Annotated in this window: 13 protein-coding genes and 1 tRNA gene; 9 read left to right on the plus strand and 5 right to left on the minus strand. The window is 72.3% G+C overall.

The window, feature by feature from the left end; genetic code table 11:
* Positions 1–65: 65 nt before the first annotated feature.
* Complete coding sequence (locus H2041_RS11670; protein ID WP_293412834.1) at positions 66–3,200, plus strand: autotransporter outer membrane beta-barrel domain-containing protein; 3,135 nt, start codon at positions 66–68, stop codon at positions 3,198–3,200.
* On the opposite strand, the gene metW is transcribed toward H2041_RS11670, so the two are convergent.
* The gene (metW, locus tag H2041_RS11675) at positions 3,197–3,865 is read right to left on the minus strand and encodes a methionine biosynthesis protein MetW (RefSeq protein WP_293412836.1); all 669 of its coding nucleotides are present in this window, start codon (positions 3,863–3,865) and stop codon (positions 3,197–3,199) included. The two genes, H2041_RS11670 and metW, sit on opposite strands and share 4 nt — an antisense overlap.
* Complete coding sequence (locus H2041_RS11680) at positions 3,862–5,022, minus strand: homoserine O-acetyltransferase (protein WP_293412838.1); 1,161 nt, start codon at positions 5,020–5,022, stop codon at positions 3,862–3,864. The genes metW and H2041_RS11680 overlap by 4 nt, the downstream gene beginning before the upstream one ends.
* A 91-nt stretch (positions 5,023–5,113) precedes the next feature.
* Here H2041_RS11680 and H2041_RS11685 point away from each other — a divergent pair, with 91 nt between their 5' ends.
* From H2041_RS11685 to H2041_RS11700, 4 genes are all read left to right on the plus strand, one after another.
* Positions 5,114–5,617 carry a histidine phosphatase family protein gene (locus H2041_RS11685; RefSeq protein WP_293412840.1) on the plus strand — a complete coding sequence of 168 codons (504 nt, stop codon included), beginning with the start codon at positions 5,114–5,116 and terminating at the stop codon, positions 5,615–5,617.
* Positions 5,614–5,955, plus strand: a complete 342-nt coding sequence (locus H2041_RS11690; RefSeq protein ID WP_293412842.1) for a DUF952 domain-containing protein — start codon at positions 5,614–5,616, stop codon at positions 5,953–5,955. Before H2041_RS11685 ends, H2041_RS11690 begins: the two co-directional genes overlap by 4 nt.
* Positions 5,952–6,998: a quinone-dependent dihydroorotate dehydrogenase gene (locus H2041_RS11695; protein ID WP_293412844.1), complete on the plus strand. Its 1,047-nt coding sequence runs from the start codon at positions 5,952–5,954 to the stop codon at positions 6,996–6,998. Before H2041_RS11690 ends, H2041_RS11695 begins: the two co-directional genes overlap by 4 nt.
* Positions 6,999–7,067: 69 nt before the next feature.
* Positions 7,068–8,600 (plus strand): HAMP domain-containing sensor histidine kinase, encoded by a 1,533-nt coding sequence (locus tag H2041_RS11700; protein WP_293412845.1) that lies wholly within the window; start codon positions 7,068–7,070, stop codon positions 8,598–8,600.
* On the opposite strand, the gene ggt is transcribed toward H2041_RS11700, so the two are convergent.
* On the minus strand, positions 8,597–10,345 hold the full coding sequence (gene ggt, locus H2041_RS11705) for a gamma-glutamyltransferase (protein ID WP_293412999.1): 1,749 nt from the start codon (positions 10,343–10,345) through the stop codon (positions 8,597–8,599). The genes H2041_RS11700 and ggt overlap by 4 nt on opposite strands.
* 116 nt (positions 10,346–10,461) lie before the next feature.
* Here ggt and H2041_RS11710 point away from each other — a divergent pair, with 116 nt between their 5' ends.
* From H2041_RS11710 to H2041_RS11720, 3 genes are all read left to right on the plus strand, one after another.
* Complete coding sequence (locus H2041_RS11710; protein WP_293412846.1) at positions 10,462–11,493, plus strand: P1 family peptidase; 1,032 nt, start codon at positions 10,462–10,464, stop codon at positions 11,491–11,493.
* A gap of 99 nt (positions 11,494–11,592) precedes the next feature.
* Positions 11,593–11,669 (plus strand) — tRNA-Arg (locus H2041_RS11715).
* A gap of 164 nt (positions 11,670–11,833) precedes the next feature.
* On the plus strand, positions 11,834–12,238 hold the full coding sequence (locus tag H2041_RS11720; RefSeq protein WP_293412848.1) for a PEGA domain-containing protein: 405 nt from the start codon (positions 11,834–11,836) through the stop codon (positions 12,236–12,238).
* 22 nt (positions 12,239–12,260) lie between these two features.
* On the opposite strand, the gene H2041_RS11725 is transcribed toward H2041_RS11720, so the two are convergent.
* Positions 12,261–12,653, minus strand: coding sequence for a hypothetical protein (locus H2041_RS11725; protein ID WP_293412849.1), 393 nt, complete (start codon positions 12,651–12,653; stop codon positions 12,261–12,263).
* Positions 12,654–12,814: 161 nt separating this feature from the next.
* On the opposite strand from H2041_RS11725, the gene H2041_RS11730 reads away from it, so the two are divergent.
* Positions 12,815–13,681, plus strand: coding sequence for a class I SAM-dependent methyltransferase (locus tag H2041_RS11730; protein ID WP_293412851.1), 867 nt, complete (start codon positions 12,815–12,817; stop codon positions 13,679–13,681).
* A gap of 3 nt (positions 13,682–13,684) precedes the next feature.
* On the opposite strand, the gene H2041_RS11735 is transcribed toward H2041_RS11730, so the two are convergent.
* Positions 13,685–16,135 (minus strand): zinc-dependent metalloprotease, encoded by a 2,451-nt coding sequence (locus tag H2041_RS11735; protein ID WP_293412853.1) that lies wholly within the window; start codon positions 16,133–16,135, stop codon positions 13,685–13,687.
* Positions 16,136–16,180 lie beyond the last annotated feature (45 nt).

Below are 16,180 nucleotides of genomic sequence, written 5' to 3' on the forward strand. Positions count from 1 at the left end.
CCCGACTTCCTCCGTAATTGGGCCGCATCCCCGACCTTCACGATGGCGTGACGGGAGGGGTGACCATGGACAGGCGATGGCTGGGCGCGGCGGCGGCGACGCCGCTGCTCTGGGCGGCCGCGGGCGCGGCTCAGGCGGAAACGACGATCTCGACGGCGGTCACCACCCCTGTCGCCACCGCGACGGCGAACTCCGGAGCGCCGGACGACCTGACCATCGCCAGCGGCGGCTCGGTCAAGCCGACCGGCGGAACGGCGGTCACCCTCAACAGCGACAACGACGTGTCCATCGCCGGGACGGCGGCGATCACCGACGCCAATGGCGCCACGGCCCTGCTGATCGAGGGCGGCCGCACGGGCGAGGTGACGCTCTCGGGCACGCTGACGGTGGATGAGTCGACCGCGGTGTCCGACACCGACGGCGACGGCGACAATGACGGTCCCTTCGCGACCGGCTCCAACCGCCATGGCGTCCGCGTGACGGGTTCGGAGGCTTTCCACGGCTCGATCGTCCAGACCGCCGGCTCCATCACGGTGGAGGGGAACGACTCGGCGGGCGTCTCGGCGGAGACGGCCGTCGACGGCTCGATCCGGACGGCCGGTTCGGTCAGCGTCACGGGGACGCGCGCCTACGGCGTCCATGCGGCGAGCACCGTCGGCGGCGACGTCCGCACCACCGGCTCGGTGGCCGTCCTCGGCGAGGGCGCCGTGGGCGTCGCCGTGGACGAGAACGTCGGCGGCAAGCTCGTGCTCGGCAACGCCGTCACCGCCACCGGCTACCGCTACACGACCCGTCCGAGCGACACGAGCAAGCTCGACGCCGACGACCTGCTGCAGGGCGGCCCGGCGGTGCGGATCCAGGGCAGCGTCCAGGGCGGCGTCCTCGTCGATGCGCCGCCCCCGAACAATGACGCCGACGAGGACGACGAAGACGGCGACGGCGTCGCCGACAGCGCCGAGACGACGGGCGTCGTGACGAGCTATGGCCAGGCTGCGGCGATGCAGATCGGCGGGGCCGACGCCATCCGCCTCGGCGCCGTCGGAACCGGCGCGGACGCCTACGGCCTGGTGATCAAGGGCACGGTCCAGGGCGGCGGCATCTATGACGGCGTCAGCGGCCTGGGCGTCGAAATCGGCGGCCGTGGCGGGGCCGTCGACGTCCAGGGCGGCGTGAAGGTCGACGGCCAGGTTTCGGCCACCGCCCGCGAAGCCGGCGCGGTCGCTCTGCACCTGAAGGCCGGCGCCAGCGCGCCGTCGCTCGCCAACAGCGGGATCATCCAGACCGTGGTGGCCGCCGACGGCGCGGTCGCGGCCCGCGCGGTTCAGATCGATCAGGGCGCCTCGGCGCTCTGGCTGACCAACAACGGCACGATCTCGACGACCATCACCGGGACCAAGGGCTCGGCCGTGGCGGTCGCCGACGCCGCCGGGTCCCTTCGGCAGATCGAGAACACCAACCGCATCAGCGCCACCTTCGTGCTTCCCGACGACGCCGAGGACGGCGCCGTCATCGACGGGGAGACCATCGCCCTGGACCTGCGGGCCAACACCGCCGGCGTCACGGTGCGGCAGACCGCCAACGCCGACGAGGACATCACCCCGGCCATCGTCGGCGACGTGCTGTTCGGCTCGGGCGACGCGCGCCTTGAACTGCTGGCCGGCACGCTGAACGGCAAGGTCGCCTTCGGGGCGGGCGCGGACACGCTCGTCATCGACGGCGGAGCGACCCTGCGCGGCGATCTCACCGACGCCGGCGGCGGTCTGGCCATGACCATCGCCGAGGGCCGCCTCACCACCACCAATACGGGCGCGCTGGCGCTCACCCGCCTCGACCTCGGGTCCGAGGGCGAACTGGTGGTCACGGCCGATCCCGTCGCCGGGACGGCCACCCGGCTGAACGTCGCCGGCGCCGCGACGCTGGCGGACGGCGCCAAGGTCGGCCTGCGCTTCGAGACCAAGTTGACCGAGCCGGCCAGCTTCACCCTGATCGATGCGGCCAGCCTCGACGTGCAGGGCCAGCTCGATGACAGCCTGCTGACGGAAGGGCCCTGGCTCTACAAGACCAGCCTGCGGGCCGATGAGGCGGCGGGAGAGCTGATCGCCGATGTCCGGCGGCGTACGGCGGCCGAGGCGGGCCTGAACGCCGCCGAGGCGTCCGCCTATGACGCTGTCTTCGAGGCCTTCGATCGCGACGAGGCGGTGCGCGACGCCCTGCTCGACAAGACCGACGCCGAGGGCTTCCGCAGCCTCTACGACCAGTTCCTGCCCGACTATGCGGGCGGCCTGTTCCGCATCATGGCCTCGGCCAACGAGGCGACGGGCCGGGCGATCGACGAGACCGAGGCCCTGCTGCCCCGACGCGGCATGCGCGTCTGGGCCCAGGAGATCGGCGTCATCCACCGCCAGGACCTCGAGGGCGCCGACGGCTTCGAGGCCGGCGGCTTCGGCTTCGCCACCGGCGTGGAGGCGACGGACACGCCGCTGGGCGCCCTCGGCCTGCAGGCGAGCTTCCTGAACGTGACGGTGGACGAGAACGGCGCGGCCGCAGCCGAGAAGCTGACCGGTTCGGCCCTCTCGGCCGGCGGCTATTGGCGCAACCAGATGGGCGGACTGCACGCCTCGGCGGGGCTGACGGGCGGCTATGCCTGGCTGCAGGGCGACCGGGCGGTGGTCGACACCGACGCCGGCCTCACCCGCGAGGCGAGCTCTGAGTGGAACGCGGTCACCGCCGCCGCCCATCTGGGCCTCTCCTACACCGCCGAGGCGGGCCGCTTCTACGCCAAGCCCCTCGTCCAGGCGGACTACTTCTATTTCAAGGAAGACGGCCGCACCGAGAGCGGCGGCGGCGAGGCGATCGACCTGGCCATCGAGGCGCGGACGAGCCAGCAGCTGGCCGCCTTCGCCGGCGTCGCCTTCGGCGTCCGCTTCGGCGATCCGGAGACCATGGTCTGGCGTCCCGAGGTGACGGTCGGCTATCGCGCGCTCACCGGCGACGGCCCCGATGCGACCACCGCGCAATTCGTCAGCGGCGGACCGAGCTTCACCCTGGCTGCGCCGGAGCTTGAGGACGGCGCCGCGGTGCTGCGGGCCGGCATCCGCGGCCAGAGCCGCTACTTCGACCTGGCGCTGGAAGGCGGCGGCGAGATTCGGGACGACTACGAGGCCTATGACGCGCGGGTCACGGCCCGGCTGGTCTTCTAGCCGAAGAGATCGCCGTTGAGAGTCGCGCCGGCCGGGGTCTTCGCCTCGGCCGGCCGGTCTCGCGTCAGCAGGAAGAGCGCCGTCTCGGCCCGCCAGTTTTCGAGCGCGCGCGAGGGATCGATGGCGCGGGCCGGCTGCCCCCGGCTGACCGCCGCGCAGGCCTCGATCCGCAGGTCCAGCTCCTCGCAGAGGTCGGTGAAATCGCGCAGGGTGCACAGGTGGATGTTGGGCGTCGACCACCAGGGCTCCGGCAGGGCCTTGGTCTCGGGCATGCGTCCCGTGGTCAGCAGGGCCCAGCGCACCCGCCAGTGGCCGAAGTTCGGCACCGAGACCACCGCCCGGTCGGCGATGCGGAGCAGCTCCGACAGAACGTGCCGCGGCTCGCGCATCTGCTGCAGGGTCTTCGACAGGATGGCGTAGTCGAAGGCCGCCGTGGGGAAGTGGTCCAGGTCCTTGTCGCCGTCGCCCTGGACCGCCGAGATCCCCTTCGCCAGACAGGCCGACACGCCGCTCGGACTGATCTCCAGCCCCTGGCCGTCCACCTGCTTCTCCCGCGCCAGCAGGTCGAGCAGCTCGCCCTCCCCGCAGCCGATGTCGAGCACGCGCGATCCCGGACGGATCAGCCGCAGGATCTCCTTGAAGTCCTCGCGAAGGGCGGCCGTCACGGCAGCCCCCGCAGCAGGGCCTGGGATTCGAAGAAGCCGCGCAGGGCCGAGTCCATCACCGGCTCGTCCAGGAAGAAGGCGTCGTGGCCCTTGTCGGTCTCGATCTCGACGAAGCTCGCCCGGCAGCCGGCGGCGTTCAGCGCCCGGACGATGTCGCGGCTTTCGGCGGTCGAATAGAGCCAGTCCGACGAGAAGGAGAGCACGCAGAAGCGCACCTCCCGCGCCCGCTTGAAGGCGTTGGCCAGCACGCCCCCATGGCTCGCGGCGAGGTCGAAATAGTCCAGCGCCCGGGTGATGTAGAGGTAGGAGTTGGCGTCGAAGCGATCGACGAAGGCCGCCCCCTGGTAGCGCAGATAGCTCTCCACCTGGAAGTCGGGCGCATCGAAGCCCCACGACAGTCCGTCGCGCTGCAGCTCGCGTCCGAACTTCCGCTGCAGGGCGGCCTCGGACAGATAGGTGATGTGGGCGGCCATGCGGGCCACCGCCAGGCCCTTCTCCGGCCGCACGCCGTGCCGCTCATAGTCGCCGCCGCGCCAGTCGGGGTCGGCCATGATCGCCTGGCGGCCGACCTCGTGGAAGGCGATGTTCTGGGCCGAATGGCGCGCCGCCGCGGCGATGCAGACGGCCGACTGCACGCGCTCCGGATAGTCGCTCGCCCACTGCAGCACCTGCATGCCGCCCATGGAGCCGCCGACGACGGCGAAGAGGGTGGGGATCTCCAGGGCGTCCAGCAGCATGGCCTGGGCGCGCACCATGTCGGCGATGGTGATCACCGGGAAGGTCAGCGCCCAGCTCTTCCCCGTCGCCGGATTGGTCGAGGAGGGACCGGTCGAGCCCATGCAGCCGCCGATCACATTGGTGGAGATGATGAAGTACCGGTCCGGATCGAGCGGCAGGCCCGGCCCGATGACCCGGCTCCACCAGCCCGGCTTGCCGGTGATCGGGTGAGTCGAGGCGGCGTGCTGGTCGCCGGTCAGGGCGTGGCAGACCAGCACCGCATTGCTGCGATCGGCGTTCAGCCGGCCGTAGGTCTTGTAACCGATCTCCAGGGGCGCCAGCGTCGCGCCGGAATCCAGGCGCAGGACCTTGTCGGCCGGGCAGCGCCACGTCCCGCCGTTGGTTTCGATGGCAGGCGCTGTGACCACCGTGTCGCTCATGCCGCCTTGGACCGCCAAGCTGGTTGGCTGTCAACAGCTTCACGTCACGGCAGGGAGTGGCGAACCGCTCCGCCTGGGCTATGGAGGGGGCATGGAGCGGCTGATCCTTCTTCGGCACGGCAAGGCCGAGACGCAATCCTGGAGCGGCGAGGACTTCGACCGGCGGCTGACGCCGCGCGGCGTCAAGGACGCGCGTGAGGCGGGCGAGCGGCTGGCCGACCTGGGTTTCCATGCGGACCTGGCGCTGGTCTCGGCGGCGGCGCGCACGCGCGAGACCTGGGAGGCGCTGTCGCCCACCTGCCCGGCCTGCGAGGTCCGCTTCGAGGACGGCCTCTATCACGCCGAGGCCGGCGAGGTGCTCGACCTGGTCCGCCAGTGCGCCGGCCAGGGGGCCACCATCCTGGTCGTCGGCCACAATCCCGGCCTGCACGAGCTCGTCCTGCGCCTGCTCATCGAAGGCGGCGCCTCGCCCGAGCTGATGGCGGCGGCGCGCTCGCGCTTTCCCACCTCTGCGGCGGCGGTCTTCCTCTTCGACGGTCAGGGCCGGCCCGCCTATGACGGCCTGCTGTTGCCGCCGCGCGGGGGGTACGATTGACCCGAATCTACAAGATCCTCGCGGCCGAGGCGTGGGCGGCGGCCCAGGCCGCCGGGCGTTTCGACGGCTCGGCGGTGGATCTCGCCGACGGCTACATCCACTTCTCCACCGCCGCCCAGGCGGCCGAGACGGCCCGACGCCACTTTGCGGGGCATGAGGGGCTCGTCGTGCTCGAAGTGGAAAGCGACGATCTGGGCGAGGCCCTGCGCTGGGAGCCGTCGCGTGGCGGCGACCTCTTTCCGCATCTCTACGGTCCGCTGTCCGCCGAACACGTCCGCTCCGTCCGCACGGCGCCCCTCGGCGCGGACGGCGTCCCGGACCTCGGGGACCTGACATGAGCCGGCTGCACGACCTCGCGGCCGGAGCCCTGCGCGGCCTTGATCCGGAGGACGCGCACCGCCTGACCCTGCGGCTGCTGCAGGCGGGACTGGGGCCCCGGGACAGCGGCCCCGACGACCCGATCCTCAGCGCCACCGTGGCGGGACTGAAGCTGCCCAACTGCGTCGGTCTGGCGCCGGGCTTCGACAAGAACGCCGAGGTGTTCGCGCCCATGCTGGCCGCCGGCTTCGGCTTCGTCGAATGCGGCACGGTCACGCCCCTGCCGCAGGCGGGCAATCCGCGCCCGCGCCTGTTCCGCCTGACCGAGGACCGGGCGGTGATCAACCGGATGGGCTTCAACAATGAGGGGCTGGAGCCCTTCGCCGCCCGCCTGTCACGGCGCCGCGCAGGCGTGGTCGGCGCCAATATCGGGGCCAACAAGGAGTCCGCGGACCGCATCGGCGACTATGTGGTCGGGCTGAAGCGGCTCTGGGGGCTGGCCAGCTATTTCACGATCAACATCTCCTCGCCCAACACGCCCGGCCTGCGGGCGCTGCAGACGCGTGCGGCGCTGGAGGAGCTTCTGGGGCGGATCGCCGAGGCGCGCGACGCCCTGCCGGCGGAGGGACGGGTTCCCATCTTCCTGAAGGTGGCGCCGGACCTGGAGGCGGGCGAGGTCGAGGCGATCAGCGACGTGGTCGCGGCCAACGACCTGCAGGCGGTGATCGTCTCCAACACCACCATCACCCGGCCGGCGCTCAAGTCCGCCCGGGCAGGGGAGGCGGGCGGCCTGTCCGGGGCGCCCCTGCTCAGCCTCTCGACCCGCGTGCTCGGCGAGTTCCATGCGGCGTCGGACGGGCGCTTCGCCCTCATCGGAGCCGGCGGGATCGCCTCCGGCGCGGACGCCTACGCCAAGATCCGGGCCGGCGCCTGCGCGGTGCAGCTCTATTCGGCGCTGGTCTTTCAGGGACCGGGCCTGGTGGGCCGCGTCAAGCGCGACCTGGCGGCCTGCCTGCGGGCCGAGGGCTTTGCGTCCACCGCCGAGGCGATCGGCGCCCGCTGAGCCCCCGCGCGCCACCGCCCGCCATCTGTCGCGTTGCCCAATCGAGCGACGTGCATTAACGGACGTGACATGGCGGAGCCCCCCTCGCCAGCGGGACATGAGGCCCCAGACAAGGTCCCTGACAGGCGCGGCTTCTTCTGGCCGGGCGGCCTTTCCGCACGCCTGCTGATCCTGACGATCCTCTTCGTCCTGCTGGGCGGGGCCATCATCGTGCCGCCGACGCTGGCGGCCTTCGAAGAGCAGTGGCTGCTCGATCGGATTCGGGCGGCCGAACTGGCGTCCCTCGCCACCGAAGTCGCGCCCGACCGCGTGGTGAGCGAGCAGCTCTCCTCGGAGATCCTGGAAGCGGCCGGGGTCGAATGGGTGGCGATCCAGAGCGACGGGGTGCGCCGCCTCGTTCTGCGCGGACAGCGCATGAGCCGCACGCCCTATCTCGTCGACCTGCGCGACCAGGCCCCGGCCTCGTGGCTCGCCGCGCCCTTCCAGACACTTTTCGGCGGCGAGGACCGCATGGTGCGCGTGGTCGCCGAACCGCGCTTCCGCGACGCCGAGTTCATCGAGATCGTCGCGCCCGACGCCGAACTGAAGCAGGAGCTGACGGCCTATCTCTGGCGGCTGGTGGCGGTCACCGCCTTCGTCTCGGCGGTGGCCGGCGGACTGGTCTATCTCTCGCTGAACCTCTTCCTCGTTCGCCCCATGCAGCGGATCACCCGGGGCATGGAGCTGTTCCGCGCCGATCCCGACGATCCGCGCGCCACCGTGAAGCTCTCAGGCCGCCGCGACGAGGTCGGCCGCGCCGAGGTGGAGCTGGCCCGGATGCAGGCCGACGTCCGCGCCGCTCTCAATTCCCGCGCGCGTCTGGCGGCCCTGGGCGAGGCCGTGGCCAAGATCAACCACGACCTGCGCAACATGCTGACCAGCGCCCAGATCGCCTCGGAGCGGCTGGCGGCTTCGGAGGATCCCGATGTCGGGCGGGCCCTGCCGCGGCTGGAGCGCGCGCTCGACCGGGCGGTGAAGCTCGCCTCCCATGTCCTGGCCTATGGCAGGAGCCAGGAGCCGGCGCCGGAGGCCCGGCCGGCGCTGCTGGCCGAGGCCGTCGAGATGGCCGCCGAGGAGGCGCGCCTATCCGAAAGCGGCGTCCGCCTGGACTCCGACCTCGATCCGGCCGACCGCGTCCTGGCCGACCCCGACCAGCTGCACCGCATCCTCGTCAACCTGATGCGCAACGCCCGCGAGGCGATCGAGCAGCAGCCGGAACGCCAGGGGCGCGGGGCCGTGCGGGTCGCGCTGATCCGCGAGGGCGATCTCAGCCTCGTGCGCCTCAGCGACAATGGACCGGGCGTGCCGGACAAGGTGCGCGAACGCCTCTTCCTGCCGTTCGCCGGCTCGGGACGGCCGGGGGGGACGGGCCTGGGCCTGGCCATCGCCCGCGAGCTCGCCCAGGGCCACGGCGGCGACCTCGTCCTGGCCAGCAGCGGCCCGCAGGGCTCTACCTTCGAGCTGCGTCTGCCGGGCGCGCCGGCCAGGGTCCAGGCGAAGGGGCGCGGCGGCCCGAAGCCCAGGCCCCGGCCGCGCCGCAAGGCCCCGACGGAGGCCGACTAGGGCGCGGCGGCCTGGAGGTCGCGCGCCACGCCCTCGCGCCGCGGGTCGGCTCCGCCGGAGAGCCCCTGCGGCGTCACCATCACCCCGTGCAGGCCCGATCCCTCACCGCCGACGGCGGTGAAGGTCACGCCGCGCTCGGCCAGCCCCTCGACCACGCCGGGCGCGAACTTGTCGGTCTCGGCCATGTAGGAGGCGCCGCGGGCGATCAGGTTCGGCAGGGCCACGGCGTCCTGCATGGATAGGCGCCAGTCGAGCACCCCGACCAGGGCCTTCAGATTGTAGGCCAGGATGGAGGAGCCGCCGGGCGAGCCGAGGGCGGCCACGAACTCGCCCTTCTGGTTCAGGACGATCAGCGGCGCCATGGACGACCGCGGCCGCTTGCCGCCCGCCACCGCATTGGCCGCGGGCGCGCCGTCCGAGGTTTCAGGCGCGAAGGAGAAGTCGGTGAGCTGGTTGTTCAGGAAGAAGCCGCCGACCATGCGGCCCGAACCGAACAGGCTCTCCACCGTGGTGGTCATCGACACGACGTTCCCCTCGGCGTCGACGACGACGAAATGCGAGGTCCCGCCCGGCTCCTTGGTGTTGTCGGGGGCGCGGACGCCCGCGCCCTCGGGCGCGCCCGGTTGCGGCGGCGGCCCGGCCGCCGGTCCGATCAGGGCCGCCCGCTGCGCCAGATAGTCCTTGGCGAGCAGGCCTTCGGTGGGCACGTCCACAAAGTCCGGATCGCCCATGTAGCGGTCCCGGTCGGCGTACATCAGCCGGCTCGCCTGGGAGAACAGGTACCATCCCTGGGGATCAGCCGGGCCGTGGTTGGCGATCGGGGTGTTCTCGAGAATGCCCAGTCCCTGCAGCACCGCCGGTCCGCCCGACGGCGCCGGCGGGGCGCAGACGATGTAGACGCGGTAGGGGCGGCAGAGCGCCTCGCCCTTCTTCGGCTCGTAGGACGCGAGGTCTTCGAGCGTCATGGCGCTGGCGAGCTCGCCCTCGTGCACGCGTGCGACGATGGCGCGGGCGATCTCGCCCTCCAGCAGGGCGTCGGGCCCCTCGGCGGCGATCTTGCGCAGGGTGGCCGCGTAGGCGGGGTTCTTCAGAACGTCGCCGGCGCGGTACTTGGTCCCGTCGGGCTTGGTGAAATAGGCCAGCGCGTCCGGCTGGGCGGCCTGGGGCGCGCGGCTGTCGATCATCCCCTCGAGCCGCGGACTGACCACGAAGCCCTGCGAGGCCAGTCGCTCGGCGCCCTCGAACAGGCTGGGCCAGGCCAGCCGGCCGTGATCCTTCTGGGCCATGTGCAGCATGGCCACCGCCCCCGGGACGCCGGTGGAGCGGCCGGAGAGCAGGGCCGTGAAGAAGGGCAGGGGCTCGCCGTCGGCGTCGAGGAAGAGGGCCGGCGTGGCCGCGGCCGGCGCGGTCTCGCGGCCGTCATAGGCGGTCACCTTTCCCGTCTCGGCGTCGTAGTGGACCATGAAGGCGCCGCCGCCGAGGCCGGAGCTCTGCGGCTCGACCAGGCCCAGAACCGCCTGCACGGCGACCGCGGCGTCCACCGCCGATCCGCCGCGGCGAAGGACGTCGAGCCCGGCCTCCACCGCCAGGGGATTGGCGGCGGCCACCATCGCCTGCCCCTGGACCGGGGAGGCGCGCGGCGTGGCCGGCGCCTCCGGCGGCGAGGCGCTCAGAGGCGCGCAGGCGGTGGCGGCGGCGAGGACGAGGATGGACAGCTGGCGCAGGGGCGAGGCGAGACGGCGCAGGGACACGGGCGCTCCGGTACGGGCTTGTGGAGTGTGAAAGCACGCCACCTTAGCGGTCCCGCCGTGGACAAGAAACGCTGCTGCGTGCGAGGCAGGCGCAAAGGGAGACGGCCCGCATGACCATCACCACCGCCCGGCCCGGCGCGCGCAACCTGATCACAGATGTTCCGGGGCTCAGGGTCGGTCAGGCCGCCGACGTCTCGGCGCGCACCGGCGTCACCGTGGTGCTTCCCGACGAGCGGGCCGTGGCCGCCTGCGACGTCCGCGGCGGCGGCCCGGGCACGCGCGAGACCGACGCCCTGGACCCGCACAACCTGGTCGACGCGATCGACGCCGTGGTCCTCTCGGGGGGCTCGGTCTACGGCCTGGCGGCCGCCGATGGCGTGACCGCCTGGCTGGGCGCGCAGGGCCGCGGCTACGGCCTGGTGGCCGCCAATCCCGCCGTGCCGCCTTCGCCCGTCGTGCCGACCGCCATCCTCTTCGACCTCGCCAATGGCGGCGACAAGGCCTGGGGAGAGGATCCGCCCTACCGGCGCCTCGGCCGGGCCGCGGCCGTTGCGGCGGACGAGGCCTTCGCTCTCGGCACGGCGGGGGCCGGATATGGCGCCATGGCCGGACAGCTGAAGGGGGGAACGGGCTCGGCCTCCGTGGTCACCGCCGACGGCTTCACTGTCGGCGCCGTTGTGGCGGTCAATGCCTTCGGCTCCGTCGTGGCGCCCGGCGGGCGGACCTTCTGGGCGGCGCCCTACGAGCAGGGCGGTGAATTCGGCGGACTGGGCGCGGCCGGCCTTTCCGCCGATCCCGACGACTGGGGCCTGGCCAAGGCCGATCCGAAGGCGCGGACAAACACCACCATCGCCTGCGTGGCCACCGACGCGATCCTGACGCCCGCCCAGGCCCGCCGTATCGCGGTGATGGCCCAGGACGGCCTGGCCCGCGCCATCCGGCCCGTCCACGCCCCGTTCGACGGCGACGTGGTCTTCGCCCTGTCCACCGGCCGCCGGCCCCTGGGCGAACGGCCCGACTTCCAGATCGCGCGGCTCGGCGCCCTGGCCGCCGACGTCCTGGCCCGCGCCGTCGCCCGCGGCGTCCATGCCGCGACGCCCTGGCCGGACGCCGCCGTCCGCTGCTGGCGCGACCTCAGCTGAGGGGGCCTGAGCCGCTTTCCACAAAATTCCTGCCCGGACCCGGCTTGCACTTTCGCAAAAGCCCGACTAGGTTCCGCGCCCTCGCCGCAAGGCAAGTGCGCGCCCGTAGCTCAGCTGGATAGAGCATCAGACTACGAATCTGAGGGTCGGACGTTCGAATCGTTCCGGGCGCGCCATTTCCTTCCGTCTCTCGCGTCGCTGCGGCGCTCAGGTCTTGGCCGACGGTCGGGGCGGCGCGGTCTTCGGCGCGCTCGCATGGCGCGCGACATTGTCGCTGGACAACCTTCGCTGTATGGCTGGACCCCGGCTCCGGGGGGAGCTGTGGTGGGGGAGTCTCCGTATGTCTGTTCGTCACTGCGTCGCGCTCGCCGCGGCGCTGAGCCTGGGCGCCTGCGCTACGGTCACGCGCGGCGCCAACGAGACCTGGACCGTCGAGACGAGTCCGTCGGGCGCGCAGGTGCGCACCAGCAATGGCTTCCGCTGCGAACAGACGCCGTGCGCCTTCAAGATGCCGCGCAAGTCGCAGTTCACCGTCGACATCACCAAGCCGGGCTACAAGCCCTGGCGCGGCCAGGTCACCCACCACGTCTCCGGCCCGGGCGGCGTGGCCATGGCCGGCAATGTGATCGTCGGTGGTCTGATCGGCATAGGCGTCGACGCCAATACGGGCGCCATGCTGGACCTGGACCCCAACCCGCTGGTGGTGAGGCTCGAACCCGCGCCTCTGCCGCCGATCATCGAATAGCGGGCGGCGGGCGGGCGCCCGCTCAACGGTCCGACGCCGACCTCAGGCCCAGGACGACGGCGTATGGGCCGGCCTCGGGCTGGTCGCGCTCGACCGTCACCGTCAGCCGCCGGTCGTCCCGGACATAGCCGGCCGCCGTGGCCCCGGCGCCGTCGGCGTCAGCGGACGGGTCCCGGCGCCAGCCCTGCGCCGCCAGGGCGGAGTCGATCTTGGAGGCGATCTCGAAGACCCCGGCGCCCAGTTCGGTCCCGCCGCGGAGGCTGACCGTGCAGCCGGGCGCATCGGCCAGGCCCACATAGGCGACCGCGCCGGCGGCGATCTCGCCGCGGGGTCCCAGCGTCTCCTCCATCAGGGCCTGGAGCGGCGCGCAGGCGGCCGCCGCGACGGCGGCCGCACCCAGGACGGCTTCGATCATCTCCCCACTCCTCCGACGCGCCGCAGGTCCGGCGGCGGCAGGCTCCCACAGCCGCGCGCGCCTGTCACCGGCGCGTGCGGCCGGCTGGCCAGCGGCCGCACGCCGCGGATTGCATAGGCCGTCCAAGTCCCCCAAAAGGCGGCGTCCGGAGGTGTTGGTCCATGGCGAGTGCGGCGCAGTGTCAGGTCTGCGGGGGCGAACTGCTCCCCTACCGCCACGACTGGCTGTCGCGGTGCGCGCAGTGCGGCGTGCTCAGCGCCGCCCTGCCGGTGCAGATCCCGGGCGAGGCCAGCCATGCGGGCATCGACGAGGCGGCCCGCGCCGCGGGCCTCGACAGCGTCCGGCGCAGCAACAACGCCCGCCTGCTGGCCGATCTCCGGCGGCTCGCGCCGGAGGCCCGCCGCCTGCTGGACGTCGGCTGCGGACCGGGCTTCCTGCTCGACCAGGCGCAGGCGGCGGGCTTCGAGGCCCATGGCGTGGAGCCGGACGCCAACGTCGTCGAACTGGCGCGCAGCCGCGGCGCCGAGGTGAGCCACGGCTTCTTCCCCGACGCCCTGCCGGCGGAGGCGCGCTTCGACGTCATCGTCTTCAACGACGTGCTCGAACACATTCCGGATCTGTCCGGCGCCCTGGCGGCGGCGGCCGGCCACCTGGCGCCGGGGGGCGTCCTCTGCCTCAACTGCCCCGACAAGCGCGGGCTCTTCTTCCGCGTGGCGTCGGCCCTGGACCGGGTGGGCCTCTCGGGGGCCTATGACCGCCTGTGGCAGCGCGGCCTGCCCTCGCCCCACGTCTGGTACTTCACCCCGACCCACCTGCAGACGGCCGCGCGGCGGGAAGGCCTTTCGCCCGCGGGCGAGAGCCGGCTCGCGACCCTGGAGCTCAGGGGTCTGTGGAGCCGCATCCGCGCCGTCCAGGACGAGCCGATCGCCCTGTCGGCGGCCAGCTACCTCTTCAGTCTCGGCGTCTATCCGCTGCTCCGCCTCCTGCCGAGCGACGCCACCGCCTGCTACTTCCGCAAGGCCGCCTAGCCTTTAGCCGCCCAGCGGCGGCCCCGGCGGCATGGGGAACCGCGACCGCGGCCCGCCGCCCCACTCCGGCATCGCCGACTTGGGCGCATGGGCGGCGGGGTCCTCCAGATAGCGGTCGATGTCCCGGGCGGTCTGACGATAGAAGGCGAGCGTCAGCGGGTCGCTGTCGCGTCGCGACCGCAGGCTGGCCGACAGCTGGGCCAGAGTGTCGAGCACATAGGCCCGGGCTTCCGGCGAGGCGTCGGCCTGGGCGCCCAGGATCATCATGGAATCGAGCGCCGCCTGCTGGGCCGATCGGCGCAGGGCGCGGGCCTGGGCGGTTCCGGCGTCCGGCGCCGACCAGGTGGCGCCCATCACCGCCTGCACCATCTCGGGGAAGCTCAGCGCGTCGGGCTGGCGGGCCGACAGGGCGACCATCCTTGCGGCGCGATCCTTGTCGAACAGCGGCTCCAGCACCAGGGCCGAGAGGATCCGGGCGGCCTTGAGCTGGTCGAAGACGGCGTCCTCCGACAGGTCCTCCAGATTGCGGCCGGGGTCCGGCGTCAACTGGACGAGCAGGCTCTCGGGCAGGGCCAGGCGCGCCGGCGACAGAGAGTCCATCAGCAGCCCCAGCACCTCGCGCTGCAGGGCGCCGGGCACGAACTCCGTCGGCGGAAGGTCCTCACCCTTGACCACGATGTTCTGAAAGAGGCCGCCCACATAGGCCTGGCCGCTCTCGATGGCCCAGCGGTGGTGGAGATAGGCCATCCACAGGCGCATGTCGCGCAGCTCGCCCACCGGCTCGCCGGGCTTCAGCATGTCCGGCCCGAACTCGGCGAGCATGATCTCGCGGGCCGCCATCGTCTCGCGCAGATACTCCGTCGGCGTGGCGCGGTCGTCGTACCACGTCCAGCGCGGATCGGTGGTCGGCACATAGAGGATGCCGTCGCGCCGCATGTCGGCGATGACGCCGTCGAGAACCGCCTTCTCCTGAGCCGGCGCCGTCTCGGCATAGGCGTAGCGGACCATGTAGGCGTCATAGGCGCCGATGGCCTTCTGGAAGGGTTCGGAAAGGTCGAGCTTGCCGTCCTTCACCGCCACCCGCGGCGTCGGATATTCCATCACCGAGGCGCGGTCGTTGAGGCTGGAGGCGAAGTTGTGGCCGAAGCCGAGCGCGTGGCCGAGTTCGTGCGCCGTCAGCAGGGCCTGGCGCAGGAGAACCATGTCCCGCTGGGCCGGCGGCATGCCATCCAGGCCCTCGGGCGAGACGAGGCCGGGATCGGCCACGGTGATTCCGCTCCCGTCTTCGGCCAGGCCGCCGGCATAGGCGTCGAAATAGTTGGCGATGGTGCGGATGCGGTGGGAGTCCATCCGCGTCTTCGAGCCGAGAATCTCGCCGGTGCGCGGATCGCGATAGGTGCCGCCGGAGGAGAAGCCGCGCTCGTCCCGCTCGATCCACAGGACGTAGGCGTAGCGGATGTCCATGGGGTCCATGTCGGCGGGCGCGTCGCGGGCCTCGATGGCGTTGCGGAAGCCGGCCTGTTCGAAGGCGGCGTTCCACCACAGCAGTCCCTCCTTCATCGCCTTGCGCAAGGGGTCGGGGATGGCCGGGTCGAAGTAGAAGACGATGGGCTCCTTCGGCTCGCTGATCGCCGCAGCCGGATCCTTCTTCTCCAGGCGCCAGCGGGTGACCCATTCGGCCTTGGGCGCCTCGCTGATCGGTTTCGAGAAGTCCTGGAAGCGCAGGGTGCTGACGCCGATCCGCGGATCGGCCTCCCGCGGCGTGTAGCCCTCCGGCGCCTTGAGGAACGAGTGGTGGATGCGCAGCGTCACGTGGCGGGCGTCGGGGGCCACATTGCGCACCAGGGCGCCGGGCGCATCGGCGCTGAAGGTGACCAGGGTCTCGATCTCGGTGTTCTCGGGAAAGGCCTTCATCCGGGCGGGAAAAAAGGTCGAGCGGGCGGGGTCGAACTTGAACGCCCCCTGGTTCATGCGCCGCATCTGGGCCTCGACGCCGGCGGCGTCGCGCATGAAGAGGGCGGTGGCGTCCACCACCACCTTGCCGCCGGTCTCGGACTCGATCGGCAGGGCCGCCAGCAGGGAGGTGGGGAAGGAAGCGGCGACATTGGCCGCCCGCGCGGCCGCTCCGCCCGTGGCGCGATAGTCGGTGTTCTGCTCCATCACCAGCACCTTCGGACCCACGCGCTGGAACTGGATCACCGTCGAAGTGAGGATGCCGCGGTCGAAGGGCAACTCCACCGAGCCGCCGCCGCTGGCCGCCGAGACATAGTAGAGGATGTCGGTGTCGAAGGCGCCGATCTCCAGCAGCACCCGGCCTTTGGCCGCGTCCCAGTAGAAGGGGATGTAGCCGTCGGTCCGCGCCATGCCCGCCACGCCGCGGGCGGGCGGCGTCTGGGCCAGGGCGGCAGGCGGTGCGGCCGCTGCTGCAAGGGCGAGGGCCGAGATCGCGCCCATCCAGAACCCACGCACTCTCTTAGACGCTCCGCCCATGTCGGTCCC

Origin of the sequence: Phenylobacterium sp. (assembly GCF_013911965.1) — a bacterium.
Classification (GTDB): Bacteria; Pseudomonadota; Alphaproteobacteria; order Caulobacterales; family Caulobacteraceae; genus Phenylobacterium.